Source organism: Alloalcanivorax balearicus MACL04, from assembly GCF_025532145.1.
GTDB classification, from domain to species: domain Bacteria; phylum Pseudomonadota; class Gammaproteobacteria; order Pseudomonadales; family Alcanivoracaceae; genus Alloalcanivorax; species Alloalcanivorax balearicus.
Genome location: NZ_ARXS01000009.1, coordinates 136,015 through 155,397 on the forward strand (window position 1 = coordinate 136,015; position 19,383 = coordinate 155,397).

Consider the following 19,383-nt stretch of genomic DNA (forward strand, 5'->3'; position numbering starts at 1 on the left):
CAAAAAAACCCGGCATGCCGGGTTTTTTTATATCAAGAAAACCGTGATTACTTCATGCGGAAGGTGATACGCCCTTTGCTCAGATCATAGGGGGACATTTCCACCTTGACGCGATCGCCGGTGAGGATCCGGATGTAGAATTTACGCATCTTGCCGGAGATATGGGCGGTGATTACATGCCCGTTATCCAGCTTCACACGAAACATGGTGTTGGGAAGGGTTTCAAGAACCACGCCTTCCAATTCAATTTGCTCTTCTTTCGCCATTCAGCGCGTACCCTGATGTCGTCGGCTACGGAGGGAGGCGCAATTGTGCCGGAATTGGACGCTTGCTGCAAAGGTTTAGGCGATGGGAGAGCGACGCCCCGGAGGAGTGGGGGGGTGAAACTCCTGCCACTCGTCGTTGATCAACAGTTCCAGCGGGCGGTACTGGCTCTTGTAGCTCATCTTGCGGCATTCGCTGATCCAGTAGCCCAGGTAGAGATAGGGCAGGCCCAGACGGCGGCATTCCTCGATTTGCCAGAGCAGGGCATTGACGCCGAGGCCGCGCTCGGCGGCGGCCGGGTCGAAGAACGTGTAGACCGCCGACAGGCCGTCCTTGAGGGCGTCGGTGACCGCCACGGCAAGCAATTTTTTGGTGGCCGGATCACGGAAACAGTAGAAGCGGGTATCGGTCCAGGCGCAGGTCAGGAAGCTGGAAAACTGCTCCTCGGAAGGCGGATACATGTCGCCGTCGCCGTGGCGTTCGCGAATATACAGCGAGTAGAGCCGGTAGAATTCGCGGGTGTACCGGGAAGGCTCCTGTCGTACGATCAGATCGCTATTACGCTGCAGGATCCGTTTCTGCCGCCGGCGGGGCTGGAAATCCGCCACCCGCACCCGTGCCGGCAGACAGGCGTGGCAGGCCTCACAATGTGGCCGATACAGGTAGTCGCCACTGCGGCGGAAGCCGAGCAGGGACAACTCGCTGTACAGGGCCGCATTGAGGCGCACCTGAGGGTCCACGAACAGCGTGGCGGCCTGCTGGCCTTCCAGGTAGCTGCAGGGGTGGGCCGGCGTGCGGAAAAAGCGGAGTTCGGACAGATCACTCATGGGGCCAGTTTATCCAACAGGGGGCCACCAAGGCCAGCCGTCCGAGTGTGGCGGTGCTTTTACCGTGCGGACGGGTGGTCCGTGAATACTTGTACCTTTCGCCGCCCTCCGGAGTTGGATAGGCTTCCGAAGCCCGGTTTATGGCGGAATAACAATAAACGGCCTCGGCCTATACAGAGGCTGTGTTCAGGAGAGCTATTTCAGGAGAGCTATGATGACAACAATCGATCCGGTGCCCCTGTGGCAACCCAGCGAGGAACGCATCCGCAACAGCCGCCTGCATCATTTTCAAGGCTGGCTGGAGCAGCGCACGGGCGAGCGTTTCAACGATTACGACGCCCTCTGGCGGTGGTCCGTGGACCATCTGGAAGCCTTTTGGGAAGCGATCTGGCAGTACTTCGAAGTGGCCGCCTCGGAGCCCTACAGCGAGGTGCTCGACAGCCATGAAATGCCCGGCGCCCAATGGTTCGAGGGCAGCCGGCTGAACCTGGTGGAGCAGATCTTCCGTTTTCACCATGACCAGCCCGATCGTCCGGCGATCCTCTCCCGTTCCGAGCTTCGCCCGTTGCAATCCCTGTCCTGGGGCGAGCTGCGCCGGCAGGTGGCGGCCCTGTCCGGCCAACTGCGCCAGCGTGGGGTCGGCCCCGGAGACCGGGTAGTGGCCTATTTGCCCAATGTGGCGGAAACGGTGGTGGCATTCTGCGCCTGCGCCAGTGTTGGCGCGATCTGGTCCAGCTGTTCCCCGGACATGGGCACCCGCAGCGTACTCGACCGCTTCCGTCAGATCGATCCGAAAGTGATCATCGCGGTGGACGGTTACCGCTATGGCGGCAAGGACTTTGACCGCCTGGAGGTGGTGCGCGGTTTGCGTGAGGCACTGCCGACGGTGGAACAGGTGATCCTGTTGCCTTACCTCAACCCCGAGGCCCGTCTGGATGGGGCCGATCTCTGGCAGGACATGGTCGCCGGCGAGGCGCCAATGGCCTTTGAGCAGGTGCCGTTCGATCATCCGCTGTGGGTGGTGTATTCCTCGGGGACCACCGGCATGCCCAAGCCCATCGTGCACGGCCATGGCGGTACCTTGCTGGAGGGGCTGAAAGGTCACGCCCTGCATATGGACCTGGGACCGGAGGACCGCTTCATGTGGTTCACCACCACCGGCTGGATCATGTGGAATTCGCAGATCACTGGTCTGATGGTGGGCAGCACCATCTGTCTGTACGACGGCAATCCCGGCTATCCGGACCTGGGCACTCTGTGGCGTTTCGCCGAGGAAACCGAACTGACCTTCTTCGGCGCGGGCGCCGCCTATTTTCTCAACTGCAAGAAAGCGGAAATCGAGCCTGGCCAATGGCTGAGTCCCGGCAGGCTCAGATCGGTGGGTTCCACCGGTTCGCCGCTGCCGGAGGAAGGGTACCAGTGGATCATGGATCAACTGGGCGAGGTGATGATCGCCACCATCAGCGGGGGTACCGATGTGGCGGCGGCCTATGTGGGCGGCTGTCCGATACTGCCGGTCTACGCCGGAGAGATGCAATGCCGGTATCTGGGCACGGCGACCTACGCCATGTCCGACGACGGCCGGATCCTGGAGGACGAAGTGGGAGAACTGGTGGTGACCAAGCCGATGCCGTCCATGCCGTTGTATTTCTGGAACGATGAAGAAGGGCTGCGCTACCACGACAGCTACTTCGACGTGTTCCCCGGCATCTGGCGCCACGGTGACTGGATTCGCATCACCCCGCGCGGCGGCGCGGTGATCTATGGCCGTTCCGACACCACCATCAATCGCCACGGGATCCGCATGGGCACCAGCGAGATCTATCGGGTGGTGGAAGAACTCCCGGAAGTGCTCGACAGCCTGGTGGTCGATCTGGAATACCTGGGACGGGAATCCTTCATGCCGTTGTTCGTGGTGCTGCGCGAAGGGCTGGTTCTCGACGACGATCTGAAAGGCCGGATCAAGGCAGCGATCCGCGACAACCTGTCCGCCCGGCACGTGCCCAACGACATCGTGCCGGCGCCGGAAGTACCGCGTACACTCACCGGCAAGAAAATGGAGCTGCCCATCAAGAAGCTGCTGTTGGGGCACTCCCTGGACAAGGTGGCCAACCCGGATGCCATGGCCAATCCGGACAGCCTGGCGTTCTACATCGACTACGCCGAACGCCGTGACACCGCCAATGGGGCCGGGCAGGTGAAGACCGGCTGAAGCTAGGGAAGTTTCCAGACCTTCGCTGCCAAGGCAGCTTCCCACAGACCAAGCTACGAAGCCGCTGTGGGAAGCTGCCTTGGCAGCGAAGGCCTGCTTTCATGGATCGCGATCCCGTTCAGCAAGCCCGTTCCAGGTCACAGGAACCGGCGGCCATGTGCGGGGCTCGGTGTCGGTGATCAAGGTCCGCAACGCTGTCTGAAATTCCTGTCGCGGCATCAACACCGCGCCCAGCCGCATCAGGTGAGGATTCTCCACCTGGGCGTCCAGCAACTGGATGCCCAGCTCCGGCGCCAGCGTCCATAACGCCGCCAGCGCGCATTTGGAACCGTTATCGCGGCGAGAGAACATGGACTCGCCGAAGAACACACCGCCCAGATGAATACCATAGATACCGCCGGCCAGACCCTGGTCGTCATGCACCGTCACGCAATGGGCATGGCCCAGATGGTGCAGGCGCAGATAGGCGTCGCGCATGTCGCGGGTGATCCAGGTGCCGTCCTGGCCGGCGCGGGGGGCCGCGCAAGCGTCGATGACTCCGGCGAAATCCCGGTCCAGGCGGATTTCCGGGTTCCAGCGGCGCAGGGTGCGCCGGGTGCGGCGGCTCAGATGCAGGTCTCCGGGGCGAAACACACAGCGCGGGGCCGGTGACCACCACAGGATCGGCTGGGTGTCGTCGTACCAGGGGAAGATGCCTTGGCGATAAGCGCAAAGCAGTGTGGAGGGGGAGAGGTCGCCGCCGGCGGCGAGCAGCCCGTTGGGCTCCTCAAGGGCCTCTTCCACGACGGGAAAAGGCCCCCCGGCGGGCAACCAGGGGATCATGCGTGATCAGTCTTCCAGGGTTTCCAGATAGCGCTCCGCGTCCAGTGCCGCCATGCAGCCGGAACCGGCGGAGGTCACTGCCTGACGGTATACGTGATCGGCCACGTCGCCGGCGGCGAACACGCCCGCCACGCTGGTGGCGGTGGCATTGCCTTCCAGGCCGCTGCGGATGCGGATATAGCCGTCGTGCATGTCCAACTGACCGGCGAAGATGTCGGTGTTGGGTTTGTGACCGATGGCGATGAACAGACCCTGCAGCTCCAGTTCCTCGGTGCTGTCATCCTTGGTGGACTTGACGCGGATGCCGTTGACGCCGGAATCGTCGCCCAACACTTCGTCGAGCACGTGATCCCACATGACGGTGACGTTGTCCTTGGCGAACAGCTTGTCCTGCAGGATCTTTTCCGCGCGCAGTTTGTCGCGACGGTGAATCAGCACCACCTCGGAAGCGATATTGGACAGGTACAGGGCTTCTTCAACGGCGGTGTTGCCACCGCCCACCACGGCCACTTTCTGGCCCCGGTAGAAGAAACCGTCACAGGTGGCGCAGGCGGAAACCCCTCTGCCCATGAACGCCTGCTCGGAATCCAGGCCCAGGTACATGGCCGAAGCCCCGGTGGCGATGATCAGGGCATCACAGCTGTAGGTGCCGGAGTCACCCTTGAGCACGAACGGGCGTTGGTCCAGCACCACTTCGTTGATGTGATCAAACAGGACCTGGGTATCAAAGCGCTCGGCGTGCTGCTGCATGCGCACCATCAGATCCGGGCCTTGCAGGCCCTCCACGTCACCGGGCCAGTTATCCACTTCGGTGGTGGTGGTCAGCTGCCCGCCGGGTTGGATGCCCGTGATCACCACCGGATTCAGGTTGGCCCGGGCCGCGTAGACCGCCGCGGTGTAGCCGGCGGGGCCGGAACCCAGAATGATCAGTCGATGGTGCTGCACGTCGCTCATTGAATCCTCCACCAGGTCAGGGCCTGAAAACTGGGTCTGCGTAAGAAGTGGCGACGTTATGGTGTCGCCCACGGGCCGTTTCAAGGATGAGCAAGCTACAATACTTTCATGGCCCGGTGAAGGCGGCTCCGGCTATGAATGCGATTTGAGGCAACGATAACCTCGCCACCGGGCCCTTGTTGCCCGGGCCCAGGCGCGGGATACTGCGGGCGCAAGAGCCGGTCGGGGCGCTGGCTCGAAAGGCGCTAATTCTGTACAATTCCATAGTTTTCAAATTGTTATGGCATTGAGTTCATGTTTTTTCCAGCTTTTACACGACACAGGGAAAAACACTGGCAAGCTTTGAGATCATAAACGGGCTCTATGGAATCCAAACGCAAGAGGCGAGGCGTGACAAAGGCAGCCGCCGGTAACACTCAATCCGGTTTTTCCCGCCATCTCAAACGGGGTTTGGTGGAAGGCATGGTCATCGCCCTGATCGCCCTGTCGCTGTATCTGCTTCTGGCATTGATCAGCTACGACAGCCGCGACCCGGGATGGTCCTATGTGGGGCACGTGGACAGCGTGCGTAATGCCGGCGGCCGCGCCGGCGCTTTCTGTGCCGATCTGTTGCTGGGACTGTTCGGGCTGATGGCCTATCTGTTCCCGGTGTTGGTGGGGTTCTGGGCGTTCAAGGTATTGCGCGAGCGCCACGCCGGTCTGCCGGGCAGTTGGCCCATGTTCAGTCTGCGCCTGGTGGGGTTCGTGTTGACCATGATCGGTGGCACGGCCCTGGCCTACATGCACTTCGCCACTGGCGGCCTGCCGGAGGACGCTGGTGGGATACTCGGCCAGGTGGTCGGTGGCAGTGCCCTGGATGCCTTCAACGCCCTGGGCGGCACCCTGGTGATGGTGGCGCTGTTTCTGATTGGCATCACCGTGTTCACCGATCTGTCCTGGATCGCCCTGACGGAGCGCCTGGGTGAACTGGTGGTGACTATTGGCCAGAAGGTGCCGGCCTGGTTCGAGCAACGCCGCGAGCAGCGCGAGGAGCGCAAGGCGGCCCAGGCCGCCCGTGAGCAGCGCGCCCGGGTGATCACCGAGGCCAACAAGAAAAAGGAAAACCGCACGCCGCCGAAGATCGCCCAGCCCGCCAAACCGGTGGAAAAAAGCGTACGGGTACAAAAGGAGAAACAGCAAAAGCTGTTTACCGCCGCGGTCTCCGGCGACCTGCCGCAGGTGTCCTTGCTGGATCAGGTGGATGAGGACGGCAAGGGCGGTTACTCCGAGGAAGCGCTGGACGCCATGTCGCGTCTGCTGGAAATCAAACTCAAGGATTTCAACGTCGACGCCGAAGTGGTGGCGGTGCAGCCCGGACCGGTGATTACCCGCTTCGAGATCCAGCCGGCGCCTGGCATCAAGGTGTCCAAGATCACCAACCTGGCCAAGGATCTGGCCCGTTCCCTGGCGGTGATCAGCGTGCGGGTGGTGGAGGTGATCCCCGGCAAGACCACGGTGGGTATCGAGATTCCCAACGAGCAGCGGGAGATGATTCGTTTCACCGAAGTGGTGGGCTCGAAGATGTTCGACGATGCCAGTTCGCCACTGACCATGGCCCTGGGCAAGGACATTTCCGGTAACCCGGTGATGGCCGATCTGGCCAAGATGCCGCACTTGCTGGTGGCGGGTACCACCGGTTCCGGTAAGTCGGTGGGCGTGAACGCCATGTTGCTGTCCATGCTGTTCAAATCCAACCCGGACGATGTGCGCCTGATCCTGATCGATCCGAAGATGCTGGAACTGGCGGTCTATGACGGCATTCCCCATCTGCTCACGCCGGTGGTCACCGACATGAAGGAAGCCGCCGGCGCATTGCGCTGGGGGGTCGGGGAAATGGAGCGCCGCTACCGCCTGATGGCAGCCATGGGCGTGCGTAATATCTCCGGCTATAACCGCAAGGTGGAGGAGGCCAGGAAATCCGGCGCGCCACTCAAGGATCCATTGTGGAAGCCCAATGACCCGATGGATCTGGAGGAGGAGCCGCCGCTGGCGGAGAAGTTGCCGTACATCGTTATCGTCATCGATGAATTCGCCGATATGATGATGATCGTCGGTAAGAAGGTGGAAGAACTGATTGCCCGTATCGCGCAGAAGGCGCGGGCCGCGGGCATCCACCTGATCCTGGCCACGCAGCGCCCGTCGGTGGATGTGATCACCGGTCTGATCAAGGCCAACGTGCCGTCACGCATCGGTTTCCAGGTATCGTCGAAAATCGATTCCCGCACCGTGCTGGACCAGGGCGGGGCGGAACAGTTGCTCGGTCATGGTGACATGCTCTATTTGCCCGGCGGCAAAAGCGTTCCGGAACGGGTGCACGGCGCCTTTGTCTCGGATGAGGAAGTGCACCGGGTCTGTGATGACTGGCGCAAGCGGGGCGAACCCAACTATCTGGAAGAAATTCTTGACGGTGGTTCGGATCTGAACGCGCCCATGCCCGGCATGGAAATCGCCGGTGGCGGCGATGAAGAGAGTGATCCGCTCTATGACGAGGCGGTGGCCTATGTGACGCAGTCACGGCGAGCTTCCATTTCCTCGGTGCAGCGGAAACTGAAGATCGGCTACAACCGCGCCGCCAACCTGGTGGAAGCCATGGAAATGGCCGGCGTGGTCTCCGAGGCCGGACACAATGGACAACGAGAGGTGCTGGCGCCACCACCGCCGGACGCCTGAGGATAAAGAGCAATGGCAAAATGGCTTGTATTGGCACTATTGATGCCGTCCCTGGCCTGGGCTTCCGCCACCGAAACCCTGCTCGCCAAACTTGGTGGACTGCGCAGCATGAGCGGCCACTTCGAACAGTCCATGGTGAACTCCGACGGTGACCGCCAGCAGAGCGCCAGCGGTACCATGGACGTGGCCCGGGGCAACCGGTTTTACTGGAAGACCGAGGCGCCGTTCGAACAACTGGCGGTTTCCGATGGCAAGACCGTATGGGTGTACGATGTGGATCTGGAGCAGGTGGTGGTCCGCCCGCTGACACCGGACCTGGGCAACACGCCGGCGTTGCTGTTCGGCGGCGATCCGCAGCGGGTAGGGCAGGCGTTCGAGATTTCCGAACTGGAAAGCGACGGCGCCAACATCACCTATCGGCTTAAGCCCAAGGGCGCCGATCCGCTGTTCGATACCCTGGATGTCACCTTCCATGGCGACACGCCGCATTCCATGCGTTTGCGCGATGCGCTCGGCCAGCAGACCCTGATCCGTTTTCAGGATCTGACCCTGAACCGGTCGTTGCCGGCGGCGCGGTTTTCCTTCACCCCGCCGGAAGGCACCGACGTTATCCGTCAGGAGTGAATCATGAGCGGGGGTGGTGGCGCGCACCATGAATGATCTGTTCGCCGATCAGACCCGTGGCGATGCTCAGCCGCTGGCCGCGCGGCTGCGGCCATTGTCGCTGGACGATTATGTCGGGCAGTCCCATCTGATTGCCCCCGGCAAGCCCCTGCGTCAGGTGGTGGAGCGCGGGCAATTGCACTCCATGATCCTGTGGGGCCCGCCGGGTACCGGAAAAACCACTCTGGCACTGATTCTCGCCGGTGCCGTGGACGCGGAATTCATCACTTTATCGGCGGTATTGTCCGGCGTGAAGGACATCCGCGCGGCGGTGGAACAGGCCAAGGCGCGGTTGGGGCAGGGGCGTCGCACGGTGCTGTTCGTGGATGAGGTGCATCGCTTCAACAAGGCGCAACAGGACGCCTTTCTGCCTCACGTGGAAGACGGCACGGTGATCTTCATCGGTGCCACCACCGAAAACCCTTCTTTTGAGCTCAACAACGCCTTGCTGTCCCGGGCCCGGGTTTATCGCCTGCGCAGCCTGGAGCGGCAGGACCTGTCCGGGCTGCTGGACCGGGCCCTGCGTCAACCGGATCTCAGTGCCATGGTTCTGGAGGCCGACGCCCGCGATTTGCTGCTGGACTATGCCGACGGCGACGCGCGACGGCTGCTCAATATGCTGGAAGTGGCCATGGACCTGGCGGACGGTGATCAGCCTCGCGTCGACCGGCCGTTGATGCAGGAAGTGTTGCGTGACGCGGTGCGCCGTTTCGACAAGGGTGGGGATCTGTTCTATGACCAGATCAGTGCCTTGCACAAGTCTGTGCGCGGGTCTGATCCGGATGCGGCCCTGTACTGGTTCGCGCGCATGCTCGACGGCGGCTGCGATCCGCTCTACGTGGCGCGGCGGGTAGTGCGCATGGCCAGCGAGGACATCGGCAACGCCGACCCGAGGGCCCTGACACTCGCCTTGAACGCCTGGGAGGTGCAAGAGCGGCTTGGCAGTCCGGAGGGCGAACTGACCATCGCCCAGGCCATCGTTTTTCTGGCCGTGGCACCGAAAAGCAATGCGGTCTATGACGCCTATAATACGGCCCGGCGATTTGTCGCGGAGCACCCCAGTAATGAGGTGCCGCTGCATCTGCGCAACGCGCCCACCAAATTGATGAAGGCGGAAGGTTACGGCGCGGAGTATCACTACGCCCACGATTACCCCGATGCCTTCGTGGACGGCGAGAATTACTTTCCGCCGACGCTGCGCGACACCCGCTTTTACGAACCGGTGGAGCGCGGTCTGGAAATTCGCATCGCCGAGAAGCTGCGCCAGTTACGGCGCCGCAACCGCGACAGCCAGTGGCAACGTTACGGGGACGAGCAATGAATGCACACGGTATTTTCCCCTGGCTGGCGGTGGCACTGGGAGGCTCGATGGGGGCCTGTTTGCGCTATGCTACCGCGCTTTGGGTGGGGGTACCGGCGATGCCGGCATGGCCCTGGGCCACCTTCGCGGTGAACCTGGCTGGCAGCTTCCTGTTTGGTTTTCTGGCGGTGATGCTGGCGAGCCTGACCACCAGCGAACTGTGGCGGCTGGCATTGATGACTGGCATGCTTGGCGCCCTGACCACCTTCTCGACTTTTTCCTTCGAGCTGGTCCGCCTGTTGGAGAGCCGCAGCCTGGGGCTGGCCCTGGGATACGCCGCCGTTTCGGTGGTGGCCTGCGTCTCGCTGGCCGGTCTGGGCCTGGCGGTGGGGCGTGTGTTGTTTGAATCTTGATATTTGTTTGAATCCTGACATCTTATGAGTGCGCAAAGGAGCCACCATGCTTGATATTCGGGCCTTGCGGGACAATGGCGAAGCCATCCGCGATGCACTGGCAAAACGGGGTTATTCCCTGGATCTGGACGGCTTTCGGGCGCTGGATGGGCGCCGTAAGGAGGCCGATATTCGCTCTCAGGATCTGCAGGCCCAACGCAAGAAGGCCTCCAAGCAGATCGGCGAACTGATCCAGTCCGGTTTGTCGGTGGATGAGGCCAAGGCCAAGGTGGCGGAGACGCTGAAGACCCTGGATGCCCAGCTCGATGACGAAGTGGCCCGGGCAAAAGAGATTCAGGACGAGCTGCGCGCTTTCCTCATGGGGGTGCCCAATGCGCCGGCGGAGGAAGTGCCGCCGGGCGCGGATGAGGACGACAACGTGGAAGTGCGCCGCTGGGGCACGCCGCGCCAGTTCGACTTCGAACCCAAGGACCACGTCGACGTGGGTGAGGGGCTGAACGAGGGCCGGCTGGATTTCGAGCGCGCCAGCAAGTTGTCCGGCGCCCGCTTCGCGGTGATGACCGGGCAATTGGCACGGCTGCATCGCGCCTTGATCGACTTCATGCTCGACCAGCACACCAGCGAGCACGGTTATCAGGAACTGTACGTGCCTTACCTGGTGGGGCCGGAAGCCCTGGCCGGTACCGGTCAGTTGCCGAAGTTCGAGGAAGACCTGTTCAAAATGCGCGGCGAGCGCGAGCTGTATCTGATCCCCACCGCGGAAGTGCCGGTGACCAATCTGGCGGCGGATGAGATTCTCGACGCCGAGACCATGCCGCGCCGTTACGTCTGCCACACGCCCTGTTTCCGCTCGGAGGCCGGCAGCCATGGCAAGGACACCCGCGGCATGATCCGGCAGCATCAGTTCGAGAAGGTGGAACTGGTACAGCTGGTGCGCCCGGGAGAGTCCGAGCAGGCCCTGGAAGCGCTCACCGGTCACGCCGAGGCGATCCTGCAAAAACTGGATCTGCCTTACCGATTGGTGACCCTGTGCGGCGGCGATCTGGGTTTCTCCGCCGCCAAGACCTATGACCTGGAAGTGTGGCTGCCGAGCCAGCAGCGCTACCGGGAGATCTCTTCCTGTTCCAATTTCCGTGACTATCAGGCGCGGCGCATGCAGGCCCGTTGGCGCAACCCGGAAACCGGCAAGCCGGAGCTGGTACATACTTTGAATGGTTCCGGGCTGGCGGTAGGCCGCACCCTGGTGGCGATCCTGGAAAACTATCAGAATGAAGATGGTTCCGTGACCGTGCCGGAGGCACTGCGGCCCTACCTGAGAGGCAAGGAGCGTCTGAGCTGAGGCGCTCCACAACACAAGGGCGCCAGCTGACGATGGATTTTCTTCCCCTTGGTCTGAAACTGACCGGACAAACGGTGGTGATCGTGGGCGGTGGTGACACCGCTCTGCGCAAGGCCGGTCTTTTGCACCGATCCGGTGCGGTGATGCGTTTGATTGCGCCGCAATGGCGCACCGATTTGTGCGCTTTGGTGGAGCAGGGCGGCGGCGACTGCCGGCAGCGGGTCTATCAAGAGGGCGATCTTGATCAGGCACGGCTGGTGGTGGCGTGTACCGATGATGATGCCCTGAACCAGCGTATCGCCGGGCAATGCCATGCCCGTGGTCTGCCGGTCAACGTGGTCGGGCGGCCCGAACTCAGCAGCTTCGTTTTCCCGGCTCTGGTGGATCGTGATCCGCTGTTCGTGGCGGTCACCTCATCCGGTGCGTCGCCGGTGCTGGTGCGGCGTCTGCGCGATCAACTGGAAGCCTGGCTGCCGGCGCGCTGGGGCCGGCTGGCCACTTTCCTGGGCCGTCTGCGGGAGAGCGTCGCGGCGCGTCTGCCAGGGCGCCGCCAGCGGGAAGCGTTCTGGGAGGCGCAGCTGGATGGCCCGCTGATGGAGCAGGTGCTTTCCGGTCATGAAAGCGAGGCGGAACAAGCCCTGGAACGTGCCCTGGCCAATATCGACGGCAATCAGCCGGCGGCGCGGGGAGAGGTTTATCTGGTCGGTGCCGGCCCTGGCGATCCGGATTTGCTGACCTTCCGGGGGCATCATCTGCTGACCAAGGCGGATGTGGTGCTGTACGACCGTTTGGTGGCCCCGGAGATCGTTGCTCTTGCCCGCGCCGACGCGGAGAAAGTGTACGTCGGTAAAGCCCGTGATCAGCACGCATTACCCCAGGGAGAGATCAACGATCTGCTGGTGCACTACGCCAGCCAGGGGAAAAGGGTGTGCCGTTTGAAGGGCGGGGATCCGTTCATCTTCGGGCGCGGCGGTGAAGAACTGGAAAAAGTAGTGGCCGCCGGTATCGACTTCCAGGTGGTGCCCGGCGTGACCGCCGCCGCCGGCTGCGCCGCCTATGCCGGCATCCCGCTGACCCATCGCGATCACGCCCAGTCAGTGCGCTTCGTCACCGGCCATCGCCGCGACGGCAGTGTCGACCTGGACTGGCCCAATCTGATGGCGGAGCAGGAAACCCTGGTGTTTTACATGGGACTGGTGGGGCTGAAGGAAATCTGTGCCCAACTGATGGCCCACGGTCGCTCGCCGGAAACTCCCATCGCCCTGGTATCCCGGGGCACCACCGACGCTCAGGAAGTGATTACCGGTCAGTTGGATTCTCTGCCGGCGGCCATCGAGGGACGCACCGTGCATGCGCCGACCCTGATCATCGTCGGCAGTGTGGTCAGCCTGCATCCGCGTTATCGCTGGTTCGGAGAGGCCGGCCGCTCGACGCCGGACGCCTGACGCTAAACAAATCGGGGTCCGCGAATCATGAATTGTCCATTGCCAACCGGCCTTGGAAACATGGATTCGGAGATGGCCACGAAGCCGCTGTGGGAGCTTGCCTGCAAGCGAATCGTGCTTTCGGCACCCAACGATTCGCTTGCAGGCAAGCTCCTACAGCGGCGTCTTAGTCAAGTCTGTGGGAAGCTTCCTTGGCAGCGAATTGGCGTGCCGACGTGCCATTCCATAACTGTGGGACACCAGCGGTCCACGGACCGCGATTCTATAGCGCGTCCCGGTCCCGAGCGGTCCACAGCGCCTGGGCGGCTTTGGTCCCTTCCTCCAGATCCTTCACTTTACCCAGCCCCCACAGGGTCGTCGCCACTGTTTGCCGGACCGCCGCTTCGCCGTAGGCGTCGGTTTCCTCCGCGCGCCACACTGCCCGTAGATGGTCGGTGGAGACGGTGCCCGGCGGCGTTTGCCGGGGCATGGCGGCGTCGAGCATGGTCTCCACCGGCTCTCCGGCACGCAGACCGCCGATACTGGTGCGGGCGTCCGGGCGGATTTCCACTTCTCCCCCTTCACCTTTGAACAGCAGCAGATTGCGGTCGCCGCAGAGACGGGACGCTTCAAGATGCAAGTTCAGATAGGCGGGGTGAAACACACTTTGCAGGCTCAGCGCGGCCTGGGCCGGATTGAGATTGCGCGACAGCGTGTTGATCGGCGAGCGCAGTCCCAACTGAAAGCGCAGCATCAGCAGCGTGCTCAGCGGTGGACAGAACTGCTCGACCCCCAGATAAGTAAAGCCTTCATCATGCAATTGCTCGCCGGCTTCCGTCACCGTGCGTGGCAGCTTGAAGCCGAGTTTGCGCAGGCTCTCATCGGTATAATGCCGCTCCGGCGTATGGGCGGGCCCGCCGTGCATGAATACCCGCACACCATTGCGCGCCAGCAACCGGGCCGCCAACAAGTACCAGGGGTGATGCTTTTTCTTGCCGGCGTAGCTTGGCCAGTCGACATCGGCTTTCGGCAAGCCGATCAAATAGTGGCTGCATACCGGACGGCAGGCATCGAGAAAGCCGGCCAGTTCCTCCGGGGTTTCCTCCTTGACCCGCAGCAGCATGAGAAAGGCGCCAATCTGCGCCTGGGTCACCTCCCCCTGAAGAATATGCCCCATGGCCTCGGCGGCTTCTTGCCGGGTCAGGCCGCGGCGGGCGCGCTTACCGCGTCCCAGGGTTCGGACGAAAGGGGCGAAGGCATGCTCGCTCATGGATGGACTCGCGTGAGATCAAACAGGGTAGATCAAGAATACCAGCTTGTGGCCGGGCCGTATTCCGCTGTCAGAGCCACCAGCCGGTCGTAGTCGATGCATTCCAGGTCGGCGCGCCGCGCCGGCGGCAACGGCGGCTGGCCGAGCAGGTAGCCCGGACCTTGCAGCGGAAACTCCGCCGCCACCAGATGGCCGTGGTCGACGAACACGCACAGATCGCCGGGTTGATACAGGGCCAGGCAGGTCCGCGCCTGCTCGCTGTCCAGATCGTCGAAAGCAATGAGATGCAGCATGGTCAAAACACCAGGGTCTGATCCGAAGCGGCTTGCAGATGATGTAAGTCGCCGGCACCCAGTGGTTCAACGCCATCCAGGGGATGGTCGGCCAGGGCTTCGGCGGAGGCCACACAGCGCACCGCGAAGGCCTGCAATTGCTCCAGCTGTGTTTGCGGTGCCGCGAGACGGTCGAGCGCCCGCAATACTCCGTCGGTGAACCACACCGTGCATTGCAGGCCGAAGGCAGCGCCGGTGAGGATCATTTCCTGGGTCTCGCGCCAATCCGGGGAGTGCCGGGGGCCACGATGCAGTATGTACAGAATGGAATCAGCCAAAGTGCAATACCCGGTCGCTGTGGCGGGCTGCGTCCACCCACTCGCCGAGCCCCACCAGTTGGAAGCCCTCGGCCAGGTTGTCGCCGTCGAGTCCTGCGCGTTGACCTTCCGTATCGTCGGTAACGCCTCTTCGCAGTGCGGCTCCGACACAGACCCGGGCGGGCAGGGCGCTGTCCTTGACCAGGGACTGCCAGCGGCTGGCCACGGCTTCGCCGTCACGTCCCGGATGGATCAGCCGGTTGGCCAGGTGGACGCCGTTGCCGTAGAAGAAGACTCGAAACAGGGAGTAGGGGGAACGCAGCACCGCTTCGGTGGTGTGGAGAGCGGTGACCGCCGCGGCCGTTTCCGGCCCGGCGGTCACCAGGATACTGAATTGCATCAATCGTTGCCGGTGAGGGCGGTCAACAGGTGCAGCAGGGACAGGAACAGATTGTAGATGGATACGAACAGAGTCACGGTGGCCATGATGTAGTTGGTCTCGCCGCCGTGAATGATGGCGCTGGTCTGCCACATGATCAACAGGGAAGAGAGCAGCACGAACGCCGCGGACACCGCCAGCGCCAGAGCCGGGATGTTGAAGAAGAACGCCGCCAGACTGGCGACGAACGCCACCAGAATACCCACCATGATGAAGTTGGTGAGGAAGCTGAAGTCCTTGCGGGTCACCAGCGCGATGGCGGACATGGCCACGAAAATGGTGGCGGTGCCGCCCAGAGCCAGACTGACGATTTCCATGCCGCCAGGGATCTGGGCGTACATGTTGATGATCGGGCCAGTGGTGAAGCCCAACCAACCGGTCAGGCCGAACACGGCCAGAATGCCCCAAGCGCTGTTACGCAGCTTGCTGGTGGCGAACAGCAGACCAAAATAAACGACGATGGTCAGGATGGGGCTCATATAGCCCATGCCCGTGGACATGGCGAACACGGAAGCGCCGGTGGCCACGATCAGGCTCAGGCCCAGCAGCATATAGGTGTTTTTCAGCACCTGGGCGGCACGTTCGCCAGTGACTACCGCTCCACCACTGGCGTGCGGGGCGACATAGGGATTCGGTTGGTTGCGCATGATCAATCGCTCACAAAACAAAGTGTATCAACGATAATAGGGACGTCCGCGCCAAAATCAAGATTTTCCCAACGAATCACGGGGTTACAGCAATTTTCTTGATCTTTCCCCGTTGACTGCCAATTCGTCTCAGGTATGATTGGCGCCCATTGGAGAGGTGGCTGAGTGGCCGAAAGCAGCGGTCTTGAAAACCGCCGACGGGAGACCGTCCGTGGGTTCGAATCCCACCCTCTCCGCCATACCTCTATAAGCGCCCCGCACTGCGGGGCGTTTTTGTATGGCCCTCCTGCGTTCTCCTACCCAGACGATTATTCAAGATGCTCCCTTGGCTCACACCGACGCAATATCGAAGCCGGAGTGGCGTACGCTACGAATCAGAGCCGGATTCGAGCGGAAAGCACGGGGAGTAACGCCAAACCACCGGCGAAACTCCCGGGACAGATGCGCCTGATCGGCAAACCCCAAGTCTCCAGCCAGATCGGCCAGCGAGCGGCCGTCGTCAAGACAACGGGCTGCCTGTCGTGCCCGTGCCAGGTTGCGCCACCATATCGGAGGGCGGCCGGTATGGGAGGCCAACAGACGCGTGAGGCTTCTGCTTGAGACGCCCAGCGACCGCGTTGAGTTCAGGATGCGTTGACCCTGGGCGAGGGACGCCAGTGCTTCCGCCAAGGAAAGGGAGCGATGGCAAAAGGCATCGACCAGCGACAAGGTCTCGGTCAGATTCCTCTCGGGTAAGTCCGCAAGCGCTTTTAACAAGCCGGCCTCATCAATGGCGGCGCCGGGAACCAAGCGGATTCCCACGAACCGGTCTCCGGCCTGATGAGCATGGCTCTGGGTTACATCCATCAAAGGGGAAACAAAGCCGTTCACGGAGCCCGCCGCCGTTGTTCTGATAACAAGATCCCGGCAGCCGTCGGGAAGAATCAACGTCTGTTCACTTTCCCGGGGACAGTGGCGCCAGACGGCAAGGACGGTGTCCGGTACGGATGTCATGAGAGTTCGTGCCTCGAATGTATTCGGCGGCTCGGGATTCTACATTTATAGGGGAGGCCGTTTTGTTGAACAACATTGGCGCGGCTCAGGCCATGCTCCGCCGAAATCTTATGAGTAGCAAAGTGCTTATCATACCTCATGGTTTGTGAGGTGATCGCATACCGTCGTCCGCCGATTTGTTGATGGCGACTCCTTGCTTGCTTCGCGTGATCCCGAATGACACTAAACCGCGTTTATTTCCATTGCCCGGAATGCTATTCATGGGCTCAATTGTAAAAAATTTGAGTTATTTTACCGGAGGGCAGGGTTACTTCCTTGACGCACCCTTTGTTCGTCCTTTGTGCCGAAATGACTTTTTTTATGAGCAGAATGATGACGTCGTTCCGGGTTTTTTTGTGACCCAATCCCTTCTTAATCAAGCATTTTATGCGGTGGATCACGATTTGGGACTTTATCTCTCCGCCACTATTTCTCATGGAAAAAAAGGGGACAGACCTGACCCACTCTTCAAGCAGTGCAACAAGGTTTTCTGAAATGCGCGTCTCCAGGGCGTATTGCCGCGCAAAATGGATTGCGCTACAAGTGGTCAAAACCGAAGAGCTTATGACGCAGTTATCGGCTGCTCGCTAGGCACTGCTTTCCGCTGTTTTTAAGTACAGGCGGCCGAAAAGTCATGAACGGATTTCACTGACTAACGCATCGGTTACGAAGAAAAACAATTCGCAACGTGCGTTCCGAAGGAGTGGGAAGATGGCTGATAAAATTATCAATATCGTGGATAAATCCAGCGGCGCCGTTACGGAAACACCTTGGAGTGACATTGTGTCGCTTCTGGGTGGCGGCAATGTTGTTCAAATGCCCCTCGGCCCTGACCAGATCGATTTCACCAGCCGGGTGGGTAACGATCTGGTCATTACCCTCAAGAATGGTGAACAAGTCACCATTACCAATTTCTATCCCGCCAATGAAGGTGAAGAGGCGGCGAACGAGCTACAACTTCTTGATGACGAAGGTGTCCTCTGGCTCGGCCAATCCGATGGCGCGGGAGGATTCGGTTTTGCCCAGGCCGCCTCTGGGAGCGGGGACTGGGGGCTGGCGGCGCTGGCGGTTGGTGGCGCGGCGGCGGCATTCCTGGTCAGTGATTCTTCTTCCGGCTCCAGCTCCGGTGGATCCGGGGGCGACAACGTGGCACCCGATGCTCCCACGGACCTGGCGGTCAGTGGTGACGGGGGTGTGGTGACGGGTCGAGGTGAGCCGGGTTCCACGGTCACCGTGCGTGATTCCGACGGCAATGTCATCGGCGAAGGACAAACCAACGCGGAAGGCGATTTCGAAGTCGAGCTGAGCGAGCCGCAGCTCGATGGTGAAGAACTGGATGTCAGCCTGACCGACGAGGCAGGCAATGAATCGGAACCTGGCCAGGTCACCGCGCCGGACAGCACGGCACCGGATGCACCGACCAACGTCGAAGTGAGTGGGGACGGCACCACCGTGACCGGTGAAGGCGAGCCCGGAAGCAGCGTCACCATCACGGATCCCGACGGCAACGTGATTGGCGAAGGCACGGTGGATGACGATGGCAACTTCACCGTCGAATTGACCGAACCGCAAACCGATGGTGAAGAGCTGGAAGTGACCCTGACCGACGGAGCGGGTAACGAGTCCGAACCGGTCACCGCGATGGCCCCGGATGGTACCGGCCCTGATGCTCCGGTCATTACTCAGGCCGAAGATGATGTGGCGCCGGGCACCGATCCGGTGATGTCCGGTGGCAGTACCAATGACAGCACTCCGGTGCTGGCGGGTACCGCGCAAGCGGGCAGCACGGTAACGATCTTCCAGGACGGCACGGAGATCGGCACCGCCACCGCCGATGCCAGCGGTAACTGGAGTTTTGCGCCGTCGGCCCTGGCTGATGGCGATTACAGCTTCACCGCCACGGCGACGGATGAGTCGAACAATGTGTCCGATCCGAGCCCTGCCTTCGATCTGACCGTGGATACCGCGGCTCCGGAGGTCACGGTGGAGCCCTCCGACGGCTCGGTGTTGGCGGGTACAGCGGAAGCCGGCAGCACCGTTGAAGTGGACACCAACGGTGACGGTACCCCGGACTATACGGTGGAAGCGGATGCCGATGGCAACTGGTCGGTGGCACCGGATGCGCCACTGGCCCACGAGACGGAAGTGTCGGTAACGGCCACGGATGAAGCGGGCAACACCAGTGATCCGGTCACCACCATCGTTGATGAGAACCTGAATGACACCACGCCACCGGCGGCACCGACCATCGCGGAAGTGGTGGACGACGTGGCACCTGGCACCGATCCGATTCTGACCGGTGGCAGCACCAACGACACCACGCCGACTCTGACCGGGACGGCGGAAGCGGGTAGCACGGTGGCGATCTTCCAGGGTGCTACCGAGATTGGTACGGCAACCGCCGACGCTAGCGGCAACTGGAGCTTCACACCCACGACCGAACTGGCGGAAGGCGACTACAGCTTCACGGCGACGGCCA

General features: G+C 61.8%; 19 protein-coding genes and 1 tRNA gene. 10 read left to right on the top strand and 10 right to left on the bottom strand.

The annotated features are described in order from the left end of the window. Positions 1-47 precede the first annotated feature (47 nt). Positions 48-266, bottom strand: coding sequence for a translation initiation factor IF-1 (gene infA / locus MA04_RS09950; protein WP_014994331.1), 219 nt, complete (start codon positions 264-266; stop codon positions 48-50). Positions 267-341: 75 nt separating this feature from the next. Continuing rightward, positions 342-1,091 carry an arginyltransferase gene (locus MA04_RS09955; protein ID WP_014994332.1) on the bottom strand — a complete coding sequence of 250 codons (750 nt, stop codon included), beginning with the start codon at positions 1,089-1,091 and terminating at the stop codon, positions 342-344. A gap of 211 nt (positions 1,092-1,302) precedes the next feature. Here MA04_RS09955 and MA04_RS09960 point away from each other — a divergent pair, with 211 nt between their 5' ends. After that, positions 1,303-3,303, top strand: coding sequence for an acetoacetate--CoA ligase (locus tag MA04_RS09960; protein ID WP_163127297.1), 2,001 nt, complete (start codon positions 1,303-1,305; stop codon positions 3,301-3,303). Between the two features lie 99 nt (positions 3,304-3,402). Here the strand turns inward: MA04_RS09960 and aat are convergent, their stop codons facing one another. Together aat and trxB are read right to left on the bottom strand one after the other, a co-directional pair. Continuing rightward, positions 3,403-4,125: a leucyl/phenylalanyl-tRNA--protein transferase gene (gene aat, locus MA04_RS09965; RefSeq protein ID WP_262460302.1), complete on the bottom strand. Its 723-nt coding sequence runs from the start codon at positions 4,123-4,125 to the stop codon at positions 3,403-3,405. Between the two features lie 6 nt (positions 4,126-4,131). Then, the gene (trxB, locus tag MA04_RS09970) at positions 4,132-5,079 is read right to left on the bottom strand and encodes a thioredoxin-disulfide reductase (protein ID WP_262460304.1); all 948 of its coding nucleotides are present in this window, start codon (positions 5,077-5,079) and stop codon (positions 4,132-4,134) included. Between the two features lie 363 nt (positions 5,080-5,442). Between trxB and MA04_RS09975 the strand changes: the two genes are divergently transcribed. From MA04_RS09975 to cysG, 6 genes are read left to right on the top strand one after another with little or no spacing between them, the layout of a single operon-like run. Beyond that, entirely contained in the window at positions 5,443-7,788 is a 2,346-nt protein-coding gene (locus MA04_RS09975; RefSeq protein ID WP_394356146.1) for a DNA translocase FtsK, read from the top strand. A 12-nt stretch (positions 7,789-7,800) separates the two neighbouring features. Next, positions 7,801-8,412 carry an outer membrane lipoprotein chaperone LolA gene (lolA, locus tag MA04_RS09980; RefSeq protein WP_262460305.1) on the top strand — a complete coding sequence of 204 codons (612 nt, stop codon included), beginning with the start codon at positions 7,801-7,803 and terminating at the stop codon, positions 8,410-8,412. 28 nt (positions 8,413-8,440) lie between these two features. Continuing rightward, positions 8,441-9,772: a replication-associated recombination protein A gene (locus tag MA04_RS09985; protein ID WP_163127292.1), complete on the top strand. Its 1,332-nt coding sequence runs from the start codon at positions 8,441-8,443 to the stop codon at positions 9,770-9,772. Further along, positions 9,769-10,164, top strand: a complete 396-nt coding sequence (locus MA04_RS09990; protein WP_163127291.1) for a fluoride efflux transporter FluC — start codon at positions 9,769-9,771, stop codon at positions 10,162-10,164. The genes MA04_RS09985 and MA04_RS09990 overlap by 4 nt, the downstream gene beginning before the upstream one ends. A gap of 46 nt (positions 10,165-10,210) precedes the next feature. Beyond that, positions 10,211-11,503 (top strand): serine--tRNA ligase, encoded by a 1,293-nt coding sequence (serS, locus tag MA04_RS09995; RefSeq protein ID WP_262460308.1) that lies wholly within the window; start codon positions 10,211-10,213, stop codon positions 11,501-11,503. A 32-nt stretch (positions 11,504-11,535) separates the two neighbouring features. Next, positions 11,536-12,948: a siroheme synthase CysG gene (gene cysG / locus MA04_RS10000; RefSeq protein ID WP_262460310.1), complete on the top strand. Its 1,413-nt coding sequence runs from the start codon at positions 11,536-11,538 to the stop codon at positions 12,946-12,948. Positions 12,949-13,210: 262 nt separating this feature from the next. Here cysG and MA04_RS10005 read toward each other — a convergent pair whose 3' ends face one another. From MA04_RS10005 to MA04_RS10025, 5 genes are read right to left on the bottom strand one after another with little or no spacing between them, the layout of a single operon-like run. Then, complete coding sequence (locus tag MA04_RS10005; RefSeq protein WP_262460311.1) at positions 13,211-14,197, bottom strand: glycosyl transferase family protein; 987 nt, start codon at positions 14,195-14,197, stop codon at positions 13,211-13,213. Between the two features lie 32 nt (positions 14,198-14,229). Next, complete coding sequence (locus MA04_RS10010) at positions 14,230-14,490, bottom strand: hypothetical protein (RefSeq protein ID WP_163127287.1); 261 nt, start codon at positions 14,488-14,490, stop codon at positions 14,230-14,232. Positions 14,491-14,492: 2 nt separating this feature from the next. Then, a complete protein-coding gene (locus MA04_RS10015; RefSeq protein ID WP_262460314.1) occupies positions 14,493-14,807 on the bottom strand; it encodes a DsrE family protein in 315 nt (104 codons plus the stop codon). After that, positions 14,800-15,186, bottom strand: a complete 387-nt coding sequence (gene tusD / locus MA04_RS10020; protein WP_163127285.1) for a sulfurtransferase complex subunit TusD — start codon at positions 15,184-15,186, stop codon at positions 14,800-14,802. Before tusD ends, MA04_RS10015 begins: the two co-directional genes overlap by 8 nt. Continuing rightward, entirely contained in the window at positions 15,186-15,872 is a 687-nt protein-coding gene (locus tag MA04_RS10025) for a Bax inhibitor-1/YccA family protein (RefSeq protein ID WP_262460315.1), read from the bottom strand. Before MA04_RS10025 ends, tusD begins: the two co-directional genes overlap by 1 nt. Before the next feature lie 151 nt (positions 15,873-16,023). Between MA04_RS10025 and MA04_RS10030 the strand changes: the two genes are divergently transcribed. Next, positions 16,024-16,111, top strand: a tRNA-Ser gene (locus MA04_RS10030). Positions 16,112-16,202: 91 nt separating this feature from the next. On the opposite strand, the gene MA04_RS10035 is transcribed toward MA04_RS10030, so the two are convergent. Further along, a complete protein-coding gene (locus MA04_RS10035) occupies positions 16,203-16,865 on the bottom strand; it encodes an AraC family transcriptional regulator (protein WP_262460316.1) in 663 nt (220 codons plus the stop codon). Between the two features lie 197 nt (positions 16,866-17,062). Here MA04_RS10035 and MA04_RS10040 point away from each other — a divergent pair, with 197 nt between their 5' ends. Together MA04_RS10040 and MA04_RS10045 are read left to right on the top strand one after the other, a co-directional pair. Then, the gene (locus MA04_RS10040) at positions 17,063-17,398 is read left to right on the top strand and encodes a hypothetical protein (RefSeq protein ID WP_262460318.1); all 336 of its coding nucleotides are present in this window, start codon (positions 17,063-17,065) and stop codon (positions 17,396-17,398) included. 217 nt (positions 17,399-17,615) lie between these two features. Next, positions 17,616-19,383 (top strand): Ig-like domain-containing protein (locus MA04_RS10045; protein ID WP_262460319.1); only part of this gene is annotated, 1,768 nt, incomplete at its 3' end.

Bases quoted from the DNA above. Each gene is read 5' to 3' on its own strand.
- infA (WP_014994331.1), bottom strand. From the start codon at position 266: ATGGCGAAAGAAGAGCAAATTGAATTGGAAGGCGTGGTTCTTGAAACC.
- MA04_RS09955 (WP_014994332.1), bottom strand. From the start codon at position 1,091: ATGAGTGATCTGTCCGAACTCCGCTTTTTCCGCACGCCGGCCCACCCC.
- MA04_RS09960 (WP_163127297.1), top strand. From the start codon at position 1,303: ATGATGACAACAATCGATCCGGTGCCCCTGTGGCAACCCAGCGAGGAA.
- aat (WP_262460302.1), bottom strand. From the start codon at position 4,125: ATGATCCCCTGGTTGCCCGCCGGGGGGCCTTTTCCCGTCGTGGAAGAG.
- trxB (WP_262460304.1), bottom strand. From the start codon at position 5,079: ATGAGCGACGTGCAGCACCATCGACTGATCATTCTGGGTTCCGGCCCC.
- MA04_RS09975 (WP_394356146.1), top strand. From the start codon at position 5,443: ATGGAATCCAAACGCAAGAGGCGAGGCGTGACAAAGGCAGCCGCCGGT.
- lolA (WP_262460305.1), top strand. From the start codon at position 7,801: ATGGCAAAATGGCTTGTATTGGCACTATTGATGCCGTCCCTGGCCTGG.
- MA04_RS09985 (WP_163127292.1), top strand. From the start codon at position 8,441: ATGAATGATCTGTTCGCCGATCAGACCCGTGGCGATGCTCAGCCGCTG.
- MA04_RS09990 (WP_163127291.1), top strand. From the start codon at position 9,769: ATGAATGCACACGGTATTTTCCCCTGGCTGGCGGTGGCACTGGGAGGC.
- serS (WP_262460308.1), top strand. From the start codon at position 10,211: ATGCTTGATATTCGGGCCTTGCGGGACAATGGCGAAGCCATCCGCGAT.
- cysG (WP_262460310.1), top strand. From the start codon at position 11,536: ATGGATTTTCTTCCCCTTGGTCTGAAACTGACCGGACAAACGGTGGTG.
- MA04_RS10005 (WP_262460311.1), bottom strand. From the start codon at position 14,197: ATGAGCGAGCATGCCTTCGCCCCTTTCGTCCGAACCCTGGGACGCGGT.
- MA04_RS10010 (WP_163127287.1), bottom strand. From the start codon at position 14,490: ATGCTGCATCTCATTGCTTTCGACGATCTGGACAGCGAGCAGGCGCGG.
- tusD (WP_163127285.1), bottom strand. From the start codon at position 15,186: ATGCAATTCAGTATCCTGGTGACCGCCGGGCCGGAAACGGCCGCGGCG.
- MA04_RS10025 (WP_262460315.1), bottom strand. From the start codon at position 15,872: ATGCGCAACCAACCGAATCCCTATGTCGCCCCGCACGCCAGTGGTGGA.
- MA04_RS10035 (WP_262460316.1), bottom strand. From the start codon at position 16,865: ATGACATCCGTACCGGACACCGTCCTTGCCGTCTGGCGCCACTGTCCC.